Source organism: Nonomuraea sp. MTCD27 (assembly GCF_041950495.1).
Lineage (GTDB): Bacteria > Actinomycetota > Actinomycetes > Streptosporangiales > Streptosporangiaceae > Nonomuraea.
This window is the reverse complement of sequence record NZ_JBGNUW010000022.1, coordinates 87150-105747: the sequence shown is the minus strand read 5'-3', so window position 1 is coordinate 105747 and position 18598 is coordinate 87150. Positions and strand designations below refer to the sequence as shown.

At 73.2% G+C, this 18598-nt stretch carries 18 protein-coding genes; 13 read left to right on the top strand and 5 right to left on the bottom strand.

The annotated features are described in order from the left end of the window. The first annotated feature begins 33 nt into the window (after window positions 1-33). The 9 genes from ACBJ59_RS47585 to ACBJ59_RS47545 all read left to right on the top strand — a co-directional run bounded on the left by ACBJ59_RS47585 (window position 34) and on the right by ACBJ59_RS47545 (window position 10974). Entirely contained in the window at window positions 34-783 is a 750-nt protein-coding gene (locus ACBJ59_RS47585; protein ID WP_375116645.1) for an SDR family NAD(P)-dependent oxidoreductase, read from the top strand. Next, a complete protein-coding gene (locus tag ACBJ59_RS47580) occupies window positions 783-2093 on the top strand; it encodes an AMP-binding protein (RefSeq protein WP_375116644.1) in 1311 nt (436 codons plus the stop codon). Before ACBJ59_RS47585 ends, ACBJ59_RS47580 begins: the two co-directional genes overlap by 1 nt. 93 nt (window positions 2094-2186) lie before the next feature. Continuing rightward, window positions 2187-3212: an acyl-protein synthetase gene (locus ACBJ59_RS47575; RefSeq protein ID WP_375116643.1), complete on the top strand. Its 1026-nt coding sequence runs from the start codon at window positions 2187-2189 to the stop codon at window positions 3210-3212. Further along, the gene (locus tag ACBJ59_RS47570) at window positions 3212-4435 is read left to right on the top strand and encodes an acyl-CoA reductase (RefSeq protein ID WP_375116642.1); all 1224 of its coding nucleotides are present in this window, start codon (window positions 3212-3214) and stop codon (window positions 4433-4435) included. The genes ACBJ59_RS47575 and ACBJ59_RS47570 overlap by 1 nt, the downstream gene beginning before the upstream one ends. Next, window positions 4432-6576: a hypothetical protein gene (locus ACBJ59_RS47565; RefSeq protein WP_375116641.1), complete on the top strand. Its 2145-nt coding sequence runs from the start codon at window positions 4432-4434 to the stop codon at window positions 6574-6576. Before ACBJ59_RS47570 ends, ACBJ59_RS47565 begins: the two co-directional genes overlap by 4 nt. Window positions 6577-6684: 108 nt before the next feature. Beyond that, a complete protein-coding gene (locus ACBJ59_RS47560; RefSeq protein WP_375116640.1) occupies window positions 6685-7893 on the top strand; it encodes a glycosyltransferase in 1209 nt (402 codons plus the stop codon). Window positions 7894-7896: 3 nt separating this feature from the next. After that, window positions 7897-8607 (top strand): class I SAM-dependent methyltransferase, encoded by a 711-nt coding sequence (locus ACBJ59_RS47555; RefSeq protein ID WP_375116639.1) that lies wholly within the window; start codon window positions 7897-7899, stop codon window positions 8605-8607. A gap of 74 nt (window positions 8608-8681) precedes the next feature. Further along, window positions 8682-9353, top strand: a complete 672-nt coding sequence (locus ACBJ59_RS47550) for a polysaccharide deacetylase family protein (RefSeq protein ID WP_375116638.1) — start codon at window positions 8682-8684, stop codon at window positions 9351-9353. 28 nt (window positions 9354-9381) lie between these two features. Next, window positions 9382-10974, top strand: a complete 1593-nt coding sequence (locus ACBJ59_RS47545) for a hypothetical protein (RefSeq protein WP_375116637.1) — start codon at window positions 9382-9384, stop codon at window positions 10972-10974. Here the strand turns inward: ACBJ59_RS47545 and ACBJ59_RS47540 are convergent, their stop codons facing one another. Continuing rightward, window positions 10975-11202, bottom strand: a complete 228-nt coding sequence (locus ACBJ59_RS47540; protein ID WP_375116636.1) for a hypothetical protein — start codon at window positions 11200-11202, stop codon at window positions 10975-10977. It abuts the gene before it with no gap. Between the two features lie 20 nt (window positions 11203-11222). Here ACBJ59_RS47540 and ACBJ59_RS47535 point away from each other — a divergent pair, with 20 nt between their 5' ends. The 3 genes from ACBJ59_RS47535 (at window position 11223) to ACBJ59_RS47525 (ending at window position 12360) form a co-directional block, all read left to right on the top strand. After that, entirely contained in the window at window positions 11223-11468 is a 246-nt protein-coding gene (locus ACBJ59_RS47535) for a hypothetical protein (RefSeq protein WP_375116635.1), read from the top strand. A gap of 217 nt (window positions 11469-11685) precedes the next feature. Further along, entirely contained in the window at window positions 11686-11901 is a 216-nt protein-coding gene (locus tag ACBJ59_RS47530) for a hypothetical protein (protein WP_375116634.1), read from the top strand. A 21-nt stretch (window positions 11902-11922) separates the two neighbouring features. After that, a complete protein-coding gene (locus ACBJ59_RS47525) occupies window positions 11923-12360 on the top strand; it encodes a GNAT family N-acetyltransferase (RefSeq protein ID WP_375116633.1) in 438 nt (145 codons plus the stop codon). A gap of 7 nt (window positions 12361-12367) precedes the next feature. Here the strand turns inward: ACBJ59_RS47525 and ACBJ59_RS47520 are convergent, their stop codons facing one another. Both ACBJ59_RS47520 and guaA read right to left on the bottom strand, forming a co-directional pair. Beyond that, complete coding sequence (locus tag ACBJ59_RS47520; RefSeq protein WP_364112821.1) at window positions 12368-13282, bottom strand: CHRD domain-containing protein; 915 nt, start codon at window positions 13280-13282, stop codon at window positions 12368-12370. A 232-nt stretch (window positions 13283-13514) separates the two neighbouring features. Next, entirely contained in the window at window positions 13515-15062 is a 1548-nt protein-coding gene (guaA, locus tag ACBJ59_RS47515) for a glutamine-hydrolyzing GMP synthase (protein ID WP_375116632.1), read from the bottom strand. A 97-nt stretch (window positions 15063-15159) separates the two neighbouring features. Here guaA and ACBJ59_RS47510 point away from each other — a divergent pair, with 97 nt between their 5' ends. Continuing rightward, window positions 15160-16077: a hypothetical protein gene (locus ACBJ59_RS47510; protein WP_375116631.1), complete on the top strand. Its 918-nt coding sequence runs from the start codon at window positions 15160-15162 to the stop codon at window positions 16075-16077. A gap of 90 nt (window positions 16078-16167) precedes the next feature. On the opposite strand, the gene ACBJ59_RS47505 is transcribed toward ACBJ59_RS47510, so the two are convergent. Continuing rightward, a complete protein-coding gene (locus ACBJ59_RS47505; RefSeq protein ID WP_375116630.1) occupies window positions 16168-16989 on the bottom strand; it encodes an SDR family NAD(P)-dependent oxidoreductase in 822 nt (273 codons plus the stop codon). Between the two features lie 55 nt (window positions 16990-17044). Next, window positions 17045-18538 carry a DUF885 family protein gene (locus ACBJ59_RS47500; RefSeq protein ID WP_375116629.1) on the bottom strand — a complete coding sequence of 498 codons (1494 nt, stop codon included), beginning with the start codon at window positions 18536-18538 and terminating at the stop codon, window positions 17045-17047. Window positions 18539-18598 lie beyond the last annotated feature (60 nt).

Here is an 18598-nt window from a genome sequence, read left to right as displayed (position 1 = left end):
CAGACACCCACTGAGACACCCACTGTGACCTCCATGGAGGCGCCGGCCGAGCCCGGCGTCGCGCTCGTCACCGGGTCGACGAGGGGCATCGGCCGGGCCATCGCCGGCACGCTCGCCGCGACCGGCCACGCGGTCGTGCTCCACGGCCGCGACGAGGAGCGGGCCGCCAAGGCGGCGGCGGAGGTGGCCGCCGAGACCGGCGGCGCGACCGACTCCGTCCACGGCGACGTGGCCGACCCCGCGCAGGTCTCCGCCATGATGCGGCGGATCTACCAGCGGCACGGCCGGCTCGACGCCCTCGTGGTCAACGCCGGCGTCCACGAGGCCGGCCTGCTCGGCATGACACGCCACGAGACGGTCGGCCACCTCTTCGAGGTCAACGCCATCGGGGCCACGCACACCCTGCAGGCCGCCATCAGGCTGCTGCGCCGCGGCGCGGCCCCCGCCGTGGTGCTGGTCACCTCGATCATGGGCCGCGCGGGCGGCCCCGGCCAGGCGGTCTACTCCGCGACCAAGGCCGCGGTCATCGGCCTCACCCGGGCCGCGGCCAAGGAGCTCGGGCCCGCCGGGGTCCGGGTCAACGCCGTGGCCCCCGGCTACATCAGGACCGACATGCTCGCCACTCTCGACGACCGGGCGCGCGCGGCCAGGGTCGAGGCGACCCCGCTCGGCCGCATCGGCGAGCCCGGCGACGTCGCCCGGGCCGTGGCGTTCCTGCTGTCACCGGACGCGGCCTTCATCACCGGCCAGGTCCTCGGCGTGGACGGCGGGCTGGTCCTGTGATGTTCCCGCACCCACAAGCCCGGCTCGTCGTCTCGGGTAACGGACAGGGGATCCGAGGCGACGAGCTGGCCAAATACGTCGGCCGCGCGGCCGCGAACCTGGACGGCCTGCGGCCCGGGCCGCTGTTCTGCGCGATGCGCAACACCCTGGCCTCCGTGTTCTGCTATCTCGGCGCCTGGCACGCCGGCCGGCCGGTCGCGCTGCTCGACCCCGACCTGCCGGCCGCGACGCTGGCCGATCTGTCGGAGCGGTTCAAGCCCGCCGCGCTGCTCGGGTTCACGCACACGCTCGACGGCCCGCCGCCGCCGCGCCGCGACGTGCCCGACCCGCATCCCGATCTCGGCCTGCTCCTGGCCACCTCGGGCTCGACGGGCAATCCCAAGCTCGTCCGCCTCTCCCGCCAGGCCGTGCTCGCCAACGCCGCCGCCATCGCCTCCGCCCTGTCGATCGGGCCCGGCGACATCGCGCCGACGAGCCTGCCCCTGCACTACAGCTACGGCCTGTCGGTGCTCAACAGCCACCTGGTGGCCGGCGGGACCGTGGTGCTGACCGAGGCGGGGCTGCTGGAGCGCTCGTTCTGGGCCGACCTGCACGACCACGGCTGCACGTCGCTGGCCGCGGTCCCCTACCAGTACACGATGTTGCGCCGCATGCGCTTCGACCGGTCCAACTACCCGGCGCTCACCACGCTCACCCAGGCCGGCGGGCGGCTGGCCCCCGAGCTGGTGAAGGAGTTCGCCGAGCAGGCCGACCGGTTCTTCGTCATGTACGGGCAGACGGAGGCCACCGCCCGCATCGCCGTCCTGCCGCCCGACCGGCTGGCCGACAAGCCGGGCTCGGTCGGGGTCGCCGTCCCCGGCGGACGGCTGACCGTCGAGGACGGCGAGGTCGTCTACCACGGTCCCAACGTCATGATGGGCTACGCCGAAGACGCCGCCGACCTGGCCAGGGGCGACGACCTGGGCGGGGTGCTGCGCACGGGCGACCTGGGGCGGCTCGACGACGAGGGGTTCCTACACGTCACCGGGCGGCTCAAGCGCATCGCGAAGGTCTTCGGCACCCGGGTCAACCTCGACGACGTCGAGCGCATGCTGCGCGGCACGGGGCCAGTGGCGGTCACCAGCGGCGACGACCGGGTGACCGTCTGGACCGAGCGGGTCGGCGACCCGGCGGCGCGCGTGAGCATGGCCCGGCGGCTGGGGGCCGAGCTGCGGCTGCACTGGAGCGGGTTCGACGTGCGCCACATCGAGCACCTGCCGCTCCTGGCGACGGGCAAGGTGGACTACCGGACGCTGGAGTCCCTCACATGACCGAGGTGGATGGCCGGGTGCCGGGAGTGCGTCACATGACCGAGGTGGACCGTCGGGCGCCGGGGTGCCGCTCATGACCGGGGGCGAGGCGCGGTGAGCGTCTTCACCCTGACCGGGCCCGAGCGGGAGGCCGTGCTGCTGCCCGAGCTGGCGGCGCTGACCGAGCGGCACCGCGCGGCCTGCCCGCCCTACCGCCGGATCCTCGACGCCGTCGGCGCGACGCCTCCCTACGAGCGGGTGGCCGACTTGCCGTGGCTGCCCGTCCGGCTGTTCAAGACCCACGAGCTGCGCAGCATTCCCGAGGAGCAGGTGTTCCGGGTGCTGACCTCCAGCGGGACCACCGGCCAGCGGCCGAGCCGGATCTACCTCGACCGGGAGGCCGCGGCGGCGCAGACCCGCATGCTGGCCGCCACGATCAGGGTGGTCCTGGGCGAGCGGCGGCTGCCGATGCTGGTCGTCGACAGCCGCTCGGTCGTCCGTGACCCCACGCTGAGCGCCCGCGGCGCCGGCGTGCTGGGCATGATGAACTTCGGCCGCGACCACACGTTCGTGCTCGACGAGCAGGGCCGGGTGGACGCGGAGGCGGTCAAGGGGTTCCTGGCGCGACACGGCGGCGGGCGCTTCCTCGTCTTCGGGTTCACGTTCATGGTCTGGCTGCACCTGCGCGGCCTGGGCGCGGACCTGTCGCAGGCGGTGCTGATCCACTCCGGCGGGTGGAAGCGGCTGGCCGAGCAGGCGGTGGACAACGCCGAGTTCCGGCGGCGGCTGAACGCGGAGTGCGGGCTGAGCCGGGTGCACAACTTCTACGGCATGGTCGAGCAGATCGGGACCGTCTTCCTGGAGGGGCCCGACGGCGACGGGCTCTACTGCCCCGACTTCGCCGACGTCGTGATCCGCGACCCCGAGACCTGGCAGGAGGCGCCGACCGGCGTGCCGGGGCTGGTCGAGGTGGTCAGCACGCTGCCCACGTCCTACCCGGGCCACGTGCTGCTGACCGAGGACCTGGGCGTGGTGCGCGGCGTGGACGACGGAAGCCTGCCGGGCAAGCGGTTCGAGGTCCTCGGCAGGTTGCCGCGGGCCGAGGCGCGCGGCTGCAGCGACACCTTCGGGCAGGGCTGATGCTGGACGACCGCACCACAGTCGACGTCAGGTTCCCCGCCGCCGGGCCCGTACCGGTCGAGGAGCTGATCGGCCGGCGCGCCGGCACCCTGCGGGTCGGGGACGAGCGGATCCGCGAGTTCCTGGCGGGGTTCGGCAGGCGGCTGCTGCGGCCCGCGCTGGCGCGGCGCCATCCCGAGCTGGGCTCGCTCGGCTTCTTCCTGCGGCCCAGCGAGCTGGCCCGCACGGTCGAAGGGCTCGGCCGCGAGCACGTACGCGTCCCGCGCGGCCTGGTCTTCCACATCCCGCCCGCGAACGTCGACACGGTCTTCGTCTACTCCTGGGCCCTGTCGGCCCTGATGGGCAACCGCAACGTCGTGCGCCTGTCGCCACGCGCGGGCGCGGTCGCCGAGGCCATCGTGGAGACGCTGCACGAGTCCCTCGACGGCGCCGACCCGGCCGTCGCCGCCACGCAGCGGATCATCTCCTACGACCGCTCCGACGCCGTCACCGCCGCGCTCTCGGCCGCCTGCGACCTGCGGGTGGTGTGGGGCGGCGACGGGGCCGTACGCGAGATCCGGCGTCACCCGCTCGCCCCGCACGCCCGCGACCTGACCTTCCCCGACCGCTCGTCGTTCGCCGTGGTGCGGGCGGCGGCGTGGTTGTGCGCGCCCCGGGCCGCGCGGGTCACCGTCGCCGAGGGGTTCGTCAACGACACCTACTGGTTCGACCAGGCCGCCTGCTCCTCGCCCAGGACCGTGTTCTGGGTGGGGGCCGAGGGTGACTGCGAGGCGGCGCGGGCCGACTTCACCGACCACGTCGCGCGGGTGGTGACCGCGCGCGGGTGGGGGGTCGACGCGGCGATGGCCGTGGAGAAGCGGGTCTCCACCTACGGGCTGGCCGCCGACGGGCTGGCCGAGAGCGTGGAGTTCCGCGGGAACGCGCTGGCCAGCGTGCGGCTGTCGGCCGCGGCGGCGGCCCCGCGGCGGTGGCTGGGGGCGGGGACGTTCGCGCACGCCAGGCTCGCGGCGCTGCCGGAGCTGGTGGCCCTGGTCGAGCGGCGGGACCAGACGATGACCCACTTCGGGTTCGGCGCGGCCGAGCTGGAGGAGCTGGCCAGGGAGCTGGCCGGGCGCGGGGTCGACCGCATGGTGCCGGTGGGCAGCGCGCTGAGCTTCCACCGGGTGTGGGACGGGGTGGACCTGCCGGCCGAGTTCACGCGACTGGTGACCGTGATCAGATGACGCTGGCGCCGCCCGAGAGCACGCTCGTCCGCCTGTCGATGTCCCGCGGGCGGCGGCTCGGCTCCCGGTGGGTGCCGGCCGCTCTCGTGTGCGCGGGCGCGGTCGGCGTCTTCCTGTGGTGCGGGGTCTCCGGGCGTGACCTGGCCGCCTTCGCCGCCTATCTCGGGGTCGGGGTGGCGCTGCCGGGGACGCTGCTGTGGCGGGGGCTGACCGGGGGCGGGCGGTCCATGGCCGAGGACCTGGCGGCGGGGCTGGCGCTCGGCTACGCGGTCGAGGTGCTGGCCTACATCCCCGCCCGGGCCGCCGGGGCGCCGCTGCTCGTGGTGGTGCCGCCGGCCGCCGTGCTGTGCGCGTTCGCGTTCGTGCCCCGCCTGCGGCGGCACTGGCGGGGGCCGGCCGTCAGGGAGCGCCTGCCGGGATGGTGTGCCTGGGTGCTCGCCGGGATCGTGGCCTACCTGATCGCATGGAGCACGTTGTTCCTGTACCGGCTGCCGGTCGGCACCGCGTACGTGGACATGCCGTACCACCTGTCGCTGGTCGGCGAGGCGCGGCACCACTTCCCGCTCACCCTGCCGTCCGTGCTGGGCGAGCGGCTGTCCTACCACTGGTACGTCTACGCCGAAATGGCCGCCACCAGCTGGGTCACCGGGATCGAGCCGGTGACGCTGGTCTACCGGCTGTCCACGCTACCGATGGCGGCGGCGATGGTCGTGCTGGTGGCGGTGCTCGGGCGGCGGCTGGGCGGGAGCTGGGGCGCCGGGGTGGCGGCGGCCGGGGTGACGTACTTCCTGTTCGGGCCCGTGCTGGTGGAGGGCGCCGAGTTCACCTCGCGGTCGATGTTCACCGTCTGGGCCAGCCCCACGCAGACGTTCGGGGCGCTGCTGTTCGCTCCCGTGGTGTTGCTGCTGCTCGGCGGGCCCCGGTCGCGGTGGGCGGCGCTGGGGGTGCTGCTGCTCGCGCTCACCGGGGCGAAGGCAACCTACCTGCCGCTGCTGCTCGCGGGGCTGCTGCTCGTGGTGGTCGTGCGCGGGGTGGTGGAGCGGCGGGTGCGGGGCGAGTGGCTCGCGGCGGCGGGTGCCACGCTGACGTGCCTGGCGTTCGCGCAGTTCGTGGTGTTCGGGCAGCGGGCGCAGGGGACGGTGCTCGCGCCGTTCGCGGCCATGCGGGCGTTGTGGGAGACGGTGGCGGGCGTCGGGACGCCCGTCGCGGTGCCGGTCGGCGAGCTGGTCGTGCTGGCCGGGGTGCACCTGTTCTGCCTGGCCTGCGTGTGGGGCGGGGTGGCGGGGCTGGGGCGGCGGGCGCTGGAGCCGCCCGTGCTGCTGCTGCTCGGGATCGGGGCGGCCGGGATCGGCGCGGCGGTGCTGCTCGGGCATCCGTCGCAGTCGCAGCTCTACTTCCTCGAAGGGGCCCGGCCCTACCTGTCGATCGCGGCCGTGTGCGGGGTGCTGGCGGCGCCGCGCGTGCCGTGGGCCCTGGCCGCGTGCCTGCTGGGGCTGGGGGCGGGGGGCGCGCTGGTGGCGTCGGGGCTGGAGTTCTCCGGCGGTACGGCGGCGCGGGTCGTGCTGCCGTACCTGGTGCTGGCGGCGGGGGCGCTGCTGCTGTGGCGGCGCGGGCACGTGCTGGCGGTGGTGGCGCTCCTGACGGGGTACGCCGTCCCGGCCTCCGTCCAGGAGGTGGCCGGGCACGTCCTGCCGGAGGAGGACAAGCGCGAGCGGCTGATACCGGAGGGGGCGCTGGAGGCGGGGCGGTGGTTGCGGGCGCACTCCTCGCCCGATGACGTGGTGGCCACCGATCTGCACTGCCGCTACCGGTGGTGGCAGGTGTGCGACAGCCGGCACTACTGGGTGTCGGGGTTCACCGAGCGGCGGGTGCTGGTCGAGGGGTGGGCGTACGCCGAGAGCACGCTGTCGCGGGCCCGGTCGTTCGAGGGCTCCTACCTCGCGGTGCCGTTCGCGGATCCGCCGCGGCTGGCCGCGAACGACGCGGTGTTCCGGGAGCCCTCGGCGGAGAACGTCCGCCTACTCGCCCAGAAATACGGCGTCAAATGGCTTTTCACCGGGATAAATCCGGAATTGGGGAAATTTGCCCGGCTTCGATTCCGGAATGCGACCTCCTCGGTCTACCAGCTCCCCGAATGGTAAAGATCTTTCCGGTTCTCGGAATGGTGAGGAGAAATCGTACGCGCCCCGCTGGACGCCCCGAGCAACATTTCCGTGGACCCACGGCCACGAGCAAGATCAGGGGAGTCTATGGACACGCGTGCCGCCATGGAGTCGAGCCCCCGCATCCTCGACCCGGCGACCCGGCTCGCGAGCGTCGACATCGTCATCCCGGTGCTCAACGAGGAGCGCGCCCTGCCCGGCTGCGTACGCACGCTGGCCGCCTTCCTCGACGGCTTCCCGCTGCCGTGGCGCATCACGATCGTGGACAACGGCAGCACCGACGCCACCTGGGTGATCGCCACCGCGCTGGCCGGCGAGCACGAGGACGTGTACGCCCGGCGGCTGGACATCCGGGGCCGGGGCGCCGCGCTGCGGGCGGCCTGGCAGGACAGCCCGGCCGACATCGTGGCGTACATGGACGTCGACCTGTCCACCGACCTCGACGCCCTGTTCCCGCTGGTCGCCTCGGTGGCCAGCGGCCACTCGGAGATCGCCATCGGCACCCGGCTGGCGCACGGCTCGCGCACCCGCCGCTCGCTGCGCCGCGAGGTGGTCTCACGGGGGTACAACGCCCTGCTCAGGTACGGCTTCGGGGTCCGGTTCAGCGATGCCCAGTGCGGGTTCAAGGCGGCCAGGACCGACGTGGTCAGGCCGCTCATGGGCAAGATCGAGGACGACTCCTGGTTCTTCGACACCGAGTTGCTGCTGCTGGCCGAGCACAACGGGCTGCGGGTGCACGAGGTGCCGGTCGACTGGATCGAGGACGCCGACTCCCGCGTCCGCGTCGTCAGGACGGCCATCGACGACCTGAAGGGGCTGGCCAGGGTCGCCTGGTCGATGTCGACGGGCCGGGCGGAGGTCGAGGTCGCGCGGTCCGAGCCGACGCCCACGCATCCGGACGCGGTGCTCACCGGCCGCCGGGCGGTGACCATGGCGAAATTCACCTCGATCGCCGCCATAGGTGTCGTCTCGGTCATGCTGTACGCGCTCATCTTTCTCCCCCTGCGCGAACTCTGGTCACCGGCGGCGGCGAATCTCGGCGCGCTCGTCCTGACCGGGGTCTTCAATGTCGAGGCCAGTCGGCGGTGGGCGTCCGGACGGCGCGGCGCGGCTCATCTCCGCGCGGCCGCGCTGTTCGCGACCGGCTTCGTGCTCACCACCGCGGCCGTGCTCACCCTGCCCGCCGGCACGGGGCGGCCGGTGGAGGTGGGGGCGGTCGTGGCCACGTACGGCCTGCTCACCCTGTTCCGCCTGGCCGCCCTGGACCGCCGGGTCTTCTCCCGTACAAGGAAATAGCTGATGGAAACCTCTGAGCTCCGCCGCCTGATCACCCTTGAGGACACCCACTGGTGGTACCGCGAACGCCGGGCCATCCTCCGCAGGGAGCTGCGCGAGCTGGGCCGGCCGGGGCGGGCGCTGGACATCGGCGCCGCGGGCGGCGGCAACACCAGGGTGCTGGTCGAGGCCGGCTGGGACGCGACGGCGACGGACAATTGCGAGGCGGCGGTGGAGACGGCCAGGCAGCGCGGGCTCAAGGCGGTCCACGCGGACGCGCGGGCACTGCCGTTCGAGCCGGGGAGCGTGGACCTGGTGACCGCGTTCGACGTGCTGGAGCACATCCGCGAGGACCACCTTGCGGCCGCGGAGATCGCCAGGGTGCTGGCGCCCGGCGGGCACGCGCTGATCGCGGTGCCGTGCGACATGGCGCTGTGGTCGGCCCACGACGACGCCGTCGGCCACGTACGCCGCTACGACCGCGACTCGCTCACGGTCGTCGTCGAGAAGGCCGGGCTGACCGTGGACCGCATCTGGAGCTGGAACGTGCTCCTGCGCCCGCTCGTGGTCCGGCACCGCCGCCGCTCCAGGGGCAGCGACCTGCGCAAGACGCCCTTCCTGGTCAACGCCGGCCTGTCCGCGATCGTCCGCGCCGAGCGCTACCTGCCGGTCAGGTCGCTCAAGGGCGTGAGCCTGTTCCTGCGGGCCCGCCGGGGGAGGCCGACTCCCGGATGATTCCCCGCGCGGTGCCCAGAACGTGACATCGACCGGTCGCATGGGCCGGTGGCGTTGGCTTTAGGCTGTGACATGTGGTGATTCATGCCCTACTCGCGGCCTCCCTGGCCTTGACCTCGCTGCCCGCCCAGGCGGCCGCCGTCGACTGTGACCGGGTCAAGTGCCTGGCGCTGACCTTCGACGACGGTCCTGGCGCACAGACGCCCGCCCTGCTCAAGGCGCTGTCCAAGGCGGGCGCCAAGGCCACGTTCTTCCTGGTGGGCAAGCGGGTGGAGGAGCGGCCCGAGGTGGCCAGGCAGATCGTCGCGAAAGGGCACGCGATCGGCAACCACACCTACTCGCACGCGTCGCTGCCGACGAAGCTCGACCACGAGATCGCCGAGGAGCTCGAGGTCACGCAGGACGTGATCGAGCAGGCCACGGGGCGGACGCCGACGATCTACCGCCCGCCCTACGGGCACACCGACGAGCGCGTGCTCGGGCTGGCGGCGCAGAGCGAGCTGGCGGAGATCCTGTGGACGGGCACCACGCTCGACTGGCAGCTCCGCGACACCAAGAAGATCAAGGCCGCCGTGCTCAAGCTGGCCAAGCGTGACGGCGTGATCCTCATGCACGACGTGGTGCCGCAGACCGTGAAGGTCATGCCGGAGGTCGTCAAGGAGCTCAAGAAGCGCGGTTACCACCTCGTCACGGTGCCGACGCTGCTGCGCGGCAAGCGACCGGTGCCAGGGGTCAGCTACTTCTAGCAGTCTCCCGGCAGTACGGATTGGATTCATGGGGAGTGACACCAGGCCCAGGCCGTGGGTCGCGCTCGCCATCTTCCTGATCATCCAGGCGGTGCTCGGATGCTGGTGGGCGGCGTTCTATCCCGGCCTGTTCAGCCGCGATTCCGTCCTCTACCTCAGCCACACCGTGGTCGGGCCGTGGGTGAGCGATCACTCGGTGGTCTACGACGCGCTGGTGTGGCTGAGCTTCACCCGCACGGGCGACCTCGGGGCCGTCACGTTCGCGCAGACGACGGCCATGGCGGGGGCGCTGACGTACCTGGCGCAGTCGCTCAAGCGGCTGGGCGCGCCGCGCCTGCTGACCACTGTGGTGGCCGTGCTGATGCCGCTGGCGCCGCCGGTGGGCGCGTTCACGGTGACGTTGTGGAAGGACGTGCCGTTCACGATCTGCGCGGTGGCGATCGCGGGCACCTGCGCGCGGATCGCCGCCCGGCGTGCCGTCACCGTGCCCGCCCTGGCCGGGCTCGGGGTGCTCTTCACCCTGCTCGGGCTCTTCCGCGCGAACGGCTTCCTCGTGGTGGGCGTGGCCGTCGTGGCGCTGGTCGTGATCGTCCGGACCATGCGGGTGCGGCTGCTGCTCGCCGGCACCTTAGCCGCCGCCCTCCCGCTCCTGCTCACCAACCTGGTGTTCCCGCTGTACGGCATCGCGGCCCCGTCCAGGACGTACGTCTACCACACGGCCTACGGCGACATCGCGGTCGCCTACCGCGAGCGCCCCGACCTGTTCACCCCGCAGGACATCAGCCTCATGACGTCGGTGGCGCCGCTGGAACGGTGGTGGGAAGGCGGCACCTGCTACACGATCAACCCGCTGATCTGGCGGCGCGACTTCAGCTGGTGGCAGGCCGACGCGCACGCCACCGAGCTGCTGGGCCTGTGGCGGCGGCTGCTGGTCACCGAGCCCCGGACGATCGTGGACGCCCGGTTGTGCCGGGGGGCGATCGCGTGGCGGCCGGTGCAGGACGAGTCGGCCACCGGGGGGATGACGTACCGGTTCTCGCGGCGGCCCAACGCCGACACCTACGTGGGGCCGGGCAAGGTGGCGGACTTCCCCGGGCGGTGGGTCTACTCGCTGCGTCCGCTGTCCATGGAGCTGAACCGGGTGGCCGAGCCGTGGTTCGCCGGGGCGCTGGCGCCCGAGTACGACTGGGTGCTGTGGCGGGGGGCCTCGTGGTCGTACCTGTCGTACCTGGCCGTGGCGCTGGCGGCGTGGGTGCTGCGGAACCGGTACGTGCTGGGGGTGGCGGCGGTGGTGGCGGGGCAGCAGCTGGCGATCCTGGCCAACATCTCGGCGCAGGACTTCCGGTACATGGCCTCGCCCATCCTCGTGGGGGCCCTGCTGGTGCCGCTGCTGCTGGGGAGCTTGGGGCGGCTGCCGGCCCGCCTCGTGACGCGCCCGGCGACGGGCCTGGGGGCGCGCCGCCCACCGGCTGCTCCCGTGTCTCCTCCACCGGAACCCGCCGCGGCCGGCGAGGAACCGGCGGACGGGCAAGCGGAGGACGGGGCATCGGAGGACGGGGAGTCGGAGGACGACGCGCCCACCGAGCCCATCGAGGTCCAGGCCCCCCGGGACCAGGGGTGACTATCCGACGGTCACCGTCATGAGGTCGCGGCCCACGGTGAGCGGACCCGCGTAGCCGCCCCGGCGTACGTCGTCCGCGAACTCCTTCTCGCCCGCCTCGTCGGCCGGATCCGGGATGAGGTGGGTGAGCACGAGCCGCCGGACGCCGGCGCGCCCGGCCAGGCCGCCGAGGAAGGACCCAATGGCCAGAGCCCGGTCGGCGAGGTAGAGCCGGGCCTGGTTGGCCACGAGGGCTCACCACGACGACCGTGGCGCGCAGGAGCAGCACGGGCAGGAAGAAGTTCGTGGCCTCGCCCGACAGGACGGTGATGGCGGCGGCCCCGGCGGTCAGCGCGAACCCGCCCGCCGCGGGCCAGACGCCGCGGGCCAGACGCTGCGGGCCAGACGCTGCGGGCCAGACGCTGCGGGCCTGGCGCAGCCGGTGCACCGCGACCAGCGCGGCCACGCACAGCCCGGCCGACAGGGCAGGCGCCGGCCGGGCCGTGGTCGCGTAGAGCAGCGTGAACCCCACCGCGGGGGCCGCGGTCTCGGCGACGTGCAGCCCGACCCGGCACAGCGAGACCCGCACCAGGCAGGCGCTCATCGACGCCGCCCGCACCTTCCTGGCCGAGCGGGGCATGGCCGAGGTCAGCATCCAGGAGCTCACCGAGGCGGCCGACGTGGGGTTCGGCTCGTTCTACAACCATTTCGGGAGCAAGGATCCGCCGCGCCATGGACGCCGGGCGCTTCCGGCTCGGCAACCCGTACGTCGCGCTGGCCGGGGCCGGCGGCTCGATACTCGGCTTCCTGCAGCTCTGGCTCGACCACCCCGACCTGGTGGACGAGAGCTCGGCGGACGAGCTGGCCGAACAACTGCTGCGCATGTACGGCATGAGCCTCGAGGAGGCCCACGCCATCGCCCACCGCCCGCTACCTGACGGCGCCTGACCGTTCCGTAGGCTGGCCCGCATGCTGATCCTGGAACGCGCGGTCGCGGATGCCGGCCTCAGCGCCCTGCTCGACGCCGCCTTCGCCGAACTGGTCGCCAAATACGGCCCCGAGGGCCGCTCCACCGTCCACGCCGACGCGAGGTTCCTGGTGGCGGTGATCGACCGGCTCGCCGTCGGCTGCGGCGCCGTCCAGCCGGCCGAGGGCACGACCGGCGAGCTCAAGCGCATGTACGTCGCCCCCGGCCACAGGGGGCGCGGCATCGCCAGGTCCCTCCTGAAGGCGCTGGAGGGCCTCGCGGTCGAGATGGGGTACGACCGGCTGCGCCTGGCCACCGGGGTCCGCCAGCCCGAGGCCATCGCCCTCTACGAGAGCGCCGGCTACGAACGGACCGCCCCCTACGGCAAATACGTCGATGAGCCCCTGACCCTCTGCTACGCCAAGAGCCACCTGATCTAGGTTCTGGCTACCAGCCGCCCCGGTGGAGCTGCCCGCGCACCGCACCGCCGGGGAACTCGGCGGTGTGCAGGTTGACGTACCAGCCTCTGGGGTTGTTCCGGATCCGGCTCGCGACCGCGGCCGGGGCGGTGCCGGTGCCGGCGACGCCGTTGACCCCCGCCGGGAGGCCGTTCTTGTCGGTGAAGAAGCCCACGGCCACCGGCCCGTTCTTGCCCCGCACCCCGCGATGGATGTGCGCGTTCGCCGGCCGGGCGATGCCCTCCCAGGCGGTGGCGAAGTGCACCTTGGTGCCCTTCACCCAGACGAGCCAGGCCGCCCGGCCGTCCCGGTCGCCCACCTTCGTACCCGGTGCCGGCACTTCCTGCCTGCCGTCGGCCAGCGCGGTGAGCGTGGTGTGGCCCGCCCCGCCGGCCAGCACCGATTCGAGCGACACGGGCCGGATCCGGTGCAGCTGAGCCCGTACGGCACCGCCGGGGAACTGTCCGGTGTGCAGGTTGGCGTACCAGCCTTGCGGGTTGTTGACGATCCTGGCGAGCAGGGCCGTGTCCTTGACCGTGACGGTGCCCTTGACGGCCCGGAGCGTCGCGGGCAGCGCCTCACCGAAGAACGGGACCCTGACGGCGCCGTTCCGGCCGGCCTGGCCCTGGTGGATGTGGAACCCGGTCGGGGCGGCCACCCGGTGCCAGCGGACGGCGTAGTCGACCCGCGTGCCATGGATGCGGAACACGGCGATAGCGCTGCCGTTCCCGTCGCCGGCCTTCGTCCCCGGGGCGGGCACCTCGTTCCTGCCCAGCAGCGTCGCCGCCACGTACACGGGGGTGTTGTGCGTCTCCGTACCCACCTGCGCGAGTGCCGGGCTCAGGGAGCCGGCGATCAGCGCGGTGGCGAGCGCGAGGCCGGGGACGGTGAGGGTGCGCTTCATGGTTGACCCTTTCAGCGGTGGGTGACGCACGGTTGTACGCCCCACGCCACCCGCCGGGTTCAACCCTCGAACGAGGACAATTACCCACAGCCCCGGAAACGCCCCGATCGCGGCCGGCCGCGCGCGGTCAGCGGGCGCCGTAGCGGCGCCCGGCCACGCGCGGATCAGCGGGCGTCACCCTCGGAGGCGCGCCCGCGCCGGCGTCACGCCCGGAGGCGCGCCCGCGCGGCCGTCACTCCCACTCGATGGTGCCCGGGGGCTTGCTGGTCACGTCGAGCACCACGCGGTTGACCTCGCGGACCTCGTTGGTGATCCGGGTCGAGATGCGTGACAGCACGTCGTAGGGCACCCGCGCCCAGTCCGCCGTCATCGCGTCCTCCGAGGTCACCGGTCGCAGCACCACCGGATGCCCGTAAGTGCGCCCGTCGCCCTGCACCCCCACCGACCGTACGTCGGCCAGCAGGACCACCGGGCACTGCCAGATCTGGCGGTCGAGGCCGGCCCGGGAGAGCTCCTCGCGGGCGATCGCGTCGGCCTCGCGCAGGAGGTCGAGGCGGTCGCGGGTGACCTCGCCGATGATGCGGATGCCGAGGCCGGGGCCCGGGAACGGCTGGCGCCAGACCATGGCGGCCGGCAGGCCGAGCTCCTCGCCCGCGCGCCGGACCTCGTCCTTGAACAGCGCCCGCAGCGGCTCCACCAGCTTGAACTGCAGGTCCTCAGGCAGGCCGCCGACGTTGTGGTGGGACTTGATGTTGGCGGTGCCGGTGCCGCCGCCGGACTCGACCACGTCGGGGTAGAGGGTGCCCTGGACCAGGAAGTCGACCGGGCCGTCGGCCATGATGGCGCGCTGCTCGTCCTCGAAGACGCGGATGAACTCGCGGCCGATGATCTTGCGCTTCTCCTCCGGGTCCACGACGCCTTCGAGGGCCTTCAGGAAGCGGTCGGAGGCGTCGACGACGCGCAGCTTGACGCCCGTCACGGCCACGAAGTCGCGCTCGACCTGCTCGGCCTCGCCCTTGCGCAGCAGGCCGTGGTCGACGAAGACGCAGGTGAGCCGCTCGCCGATGGCACGCTGGACGATCGCGGCGGCCACGGCGGAGTCGACCCCGCCCGACAGCGCGCAGATCGCGCGGCCGTCGCCGACCTGGCGGCGCACGGCCTCCACGGAGTCCTCGACGATGTTGAGCATCGTCCACGAGGGACGGCAGCCGGCCGCCTCCAGGAAGTGCCTGAGCACCGTCTGGCCGTGCTCGCTGTGCAGCACCTCCGGGTGGAACTGCACGCCGAAGAGGCCGCGTTCCACGTGCTCGAAGGCCGCGACCGGCGTCTCGCGGGTCGAGGCGGTCACCGTGAAGCCCTCGGGAGCCGCGGCCACGCTGTCGCCGTGGGACATCCACACCGTCTGGCTCGTGGGCAGGCCGGCGAAGATGACGCCCTCGTCGAGCACCTCCAGCGAGGTGCCGCCGTATTCGGCGACGCCCGTGCGGGCCACCTCCCCGCCCAGCGACTGGGCCATGGCCTGGAACCCGTAACAGATGCCGAACGTCGGCACGCCCGTGGCGAACAGCCCGTGCGGCACCGGCGGGGCGCCCTCGGCATAGACCGAGGAGGGGCCACCGGACAGGATGATCGCCTTCGGGTTCTTGGCCATCATCTCCTCGACCGACATGGTCGAGGGCACGATCTCGGAGTAGACGTGGCACTCGCGCACCCGCCTGGCGATGAGCTGCGCGTATTGAGCGCCGAAGTCGACCACCAGAACTGTGTCGAATTCAGACACCGTGAGAACCCCCCAAAGGCGAAATGCGGTAACCACAGTGTATCGGCCTTGCGTCTTACACCTGGCCTGGCACGGTCCGACGTGCTAACACAGAACGATGGATCTTGTCTGGCCGGCGGCGGCGTGGGCCCTGTGGGCCGCCACGCTGGCCGCCGCCTTCAAGGCGTCCAGCCGGCACGAGGCCCGGCGGCAGGCTCACGAGGAGCCGGTGCCCGCCCCCGTGGCCGAGCTCTTACGCGGCATGCGGGCACAGGAGGTGTTCCACGCGGCGCTGGTCGAGCTGGCCGGGCGCGGCTGGGTGACGATCGAGGGCGACCGCCTGTCGGGCAACCCGCCCCCGGACGAGCCGCTGCGGCCGTACGAGCGGTGGGTCCTGGACCGGGTACGCGCCCGCCTCGCGGGAGCGCCCGCGGCACCCGTGACCGCGCTCATGCCCGAGGCCTCCGACCTCGACGGCGGGTTCCTGCCCCTCGTCCGCCGGTGCGCCATCGAGCTGGGGCTGGCGCGGCGGCGCTGGCCGAGCATGGTCGTGCCGGTGCTGCTGGCGGCCGCGCTCGTCGTCCCCTGGTACGCCACCGTCGCGGCGGCCGGCCTGTCGTGGCCCGGGATGATCGCGACGATGGTGTGCCTGGTGGCCGGAATCGGGCTGCTCATGGGCGGACGGGGGTTCGTGCCGACGGCGGGCGGCCGGGAGGTCGCCGAGTCCGGCCCGGCCAGCCCCGGGCAGGAGTGGATCTTCACGGGGAGCGGCTGGCGGGACGGCGAGATCCAGCCGGCCGAGGCGCTGCCGCACGGCTCGGGGCGGCAGGAGGTCACCGGGCACGTCGTCAAGCGGTGGGTGGAGTCGGACCGCTGCTTCATCGCCCTGCACGACGGCAATTCGCGCAAGGCCACGGCGTTCCAGGTGGAGGAGGGCCTCTACCACGACGTGCTGCCGGGCGACGCCGTCAAGCTGCTGGTCCGGCCGCGCAACGGCACGGTGGTGCGGGTGCTGGCCCACGACCGCCACTGGTGACCGGCGATGCGGGCGCCGGCCCCCGACCGCCGCTGGTGACGGTCACCGGATCGCCGCTGATGACCGTCGGCGGAGCGCCGCCGGTGGCCGTCAGCGGATCCCTGGCAGGTGGCCGGTCAGCAGGGTCTCGGTCTGGAGGCGGAGCCGGGCGGCGTACTTCGGGTCGGTCAGCAGCAGGAACCGCTCCTCGTGGATCGCCGTCACGACCAGGTCGGCCACCTCGGACGGTTCGATGCCGCCCTCGGCCGCCCGGCTGACCGACTCCCGCGAGTCCACCTCGTCCGGCGTGGGGTCGGTGACCATGCTGGGCGGCCGGGTGCGGTCGGAGTCGCCGATGCGGGTCCTGACCGCGCCGGGACACAGCGCGCTCACCCGCAGCTTGGACCCCGTGGCGGCCAGGTCCTGGGCGAGCGCCAGGGAGGCGGCCAGCGCGGCGTACTTCGTCACCGCGTACCCGCCCGCCCCCGGCGTCGCGAACAGCCCGGCCACCGACACCGTGTTGACGATGTGCCCCTCGGTGTCCTGCTCGATCATGCGCGGCACGAACTCGTGGATGCCGTGCAGCACGCCCCACACGTTCACGCCGAGCAGCCAGGCGAAGTCCTCCGCGGCGCGCGTCCACATGTGGCCGCCCTGGAAGACGCCGGCGTTGTTGCACAGCACGTGCACGGCGCCTAACTCCCCGAAACACCGGTTGGCCAGGTGCCGCACGGCCGAGGCGTCGGACACGTCGGTGATCTGGGTGAGCACCTTGGCGTCCCCGGCCAGCGCGGCCGTCCGCGCGAGCCCGCCGTGGTCCACGTCGGCGAGCATCAGGGCCATCCCCTCGGCCGCGAACCGGAGGGCCAGCGCCCGCCCGATGCCGCTCGCCGCGCCCGTCACCACCGCGACCTTGCCGGAGAGCTCGCGCACGAACAAACCTCCCTAGCGACCGACGCCAAAGGATGTTCCCGATCAGCCCGAGACGCTACAGGATGGCGTCGATCAGGCCCAGGGGCGGCGAGCCGAGATCGAGCAGGGCCTTGTGGAAGCGCTGCAGGGTGAATCCGGCGCCCCATTCCTTGCGGGCCCGCTCGCGCAGGTCCAGGATGAGCAGCTTGCCCCAGGTGTACCGCCCGTACGTCGGGTCGAACGACGCCCGCCGTGCCTCCGACAGCGCCGCCGGACCCGTCAGGTGCGTGTCGGACTCGAAGCGCCGGGCACCGTCCTCGACCGTCATCTGGCCGGTGTGCACGCCGATCGCGCAGGCCAGCCGGGTGACGCGGATCAGCGCCTCCACCCACACGCCGATCTCGAAGCGCGGGTCGCCGGCCTCGAAGCCCTCCTCGACGCACAGCTCCTCGGCGTAGTGGGCCCAGCCCTCGACGAACGCCATCGACTGCAGCTGCCTGCGCACGTCGGACGGCGCCCGCCGCAGCGCCCTGGCGTGCGAGAAGTGCCCGGGCGCGACCTCGTGCACGTTGATCGCCGGCAGCGTCGTACGGCTGAAGACCTCCAGCCATTCCTCCTGGTCCTGCTCGGGCCAGGTGGGCTCGGGCGGCGTGATGTAGTACCACGAGGGGCCGTCGGGCTCGCCCGGCGAGTTCCACGCCATCATGGCCATCGCCCAGCGGCGCGACTCCGGCGCCGGCCCGACCAGGCACTCGCCGTCGTGGTAGGGCACGAGGTCCTTCTCGCGGGTGAACGCGATGGCCTTCTCCGTGCCGATCCGCGCGGCCTCGATGACGCCGTCGGCGTCGGGGTGGTCCTTGACCAGCTCCCGTACGACGTCGAGCGACGCCCTGCCGGTCTCCCCCAGCTTGGCGCAGGAGTCGGCGAGCAGCGCCATCAGCCGGTCGCGCTCGGCGTCGGCCCGCTCCGCCAGCCTGCCGAGGTCGACCGGCAGCCCTTCGGCGGTGCCCATGAGCCTGGCCAGCGCCTCGCCGCCGAGCGCCGCGTCGGGGTCGCCCTCGGCCGCGGCCCGCTCGACGTGGGCGACGAGCCTGCCGTGCGCCTGGAGCGCGGCCTCGTCCGTGACGCCCGCCGCCAGGCCCCTGGTGGCGCCGAGCAGGGACGTCGCGACGGGTGCCGGCACCTGGTCGAGCGAGGCGATCGCGTGGTCCACGGCCTCGGGCCAGAGCGCGAGGTGGGCCGCCTTGGCCGCGGCGCGCTCCTCCTCGGGGCCGTAGTCGCGGTCGTAGCAGGCCAGGTCGAGGTTGGAAAGGTGGATCAACGGGTTCTTGCGGTGCAGCTCCAGCTCGCCGAGCTGGGTACGCAGACTCTCCTCGAACACCTGTAGGTGCCTGGCGTCGTGCGCGTCCTCCGGCGCGGGGCCCTGGCCGAGACGGGCCAGCCCGGTCCGTACGCCGTCGGGCGACAGGTCCTGGATCCGGCCGTCGTACTCGTGCCTGCCGCCGCCCTCGCGCGCCTCGGCCACGAACAGGTCGGTGATGGCTCGCAGCCTGGCGTCAAGTTCACTCATGCCGCCGACGCTAGCGCACCGCCCTTATGGGCTTAAGTACCAATAAATGCGGCGCATTGG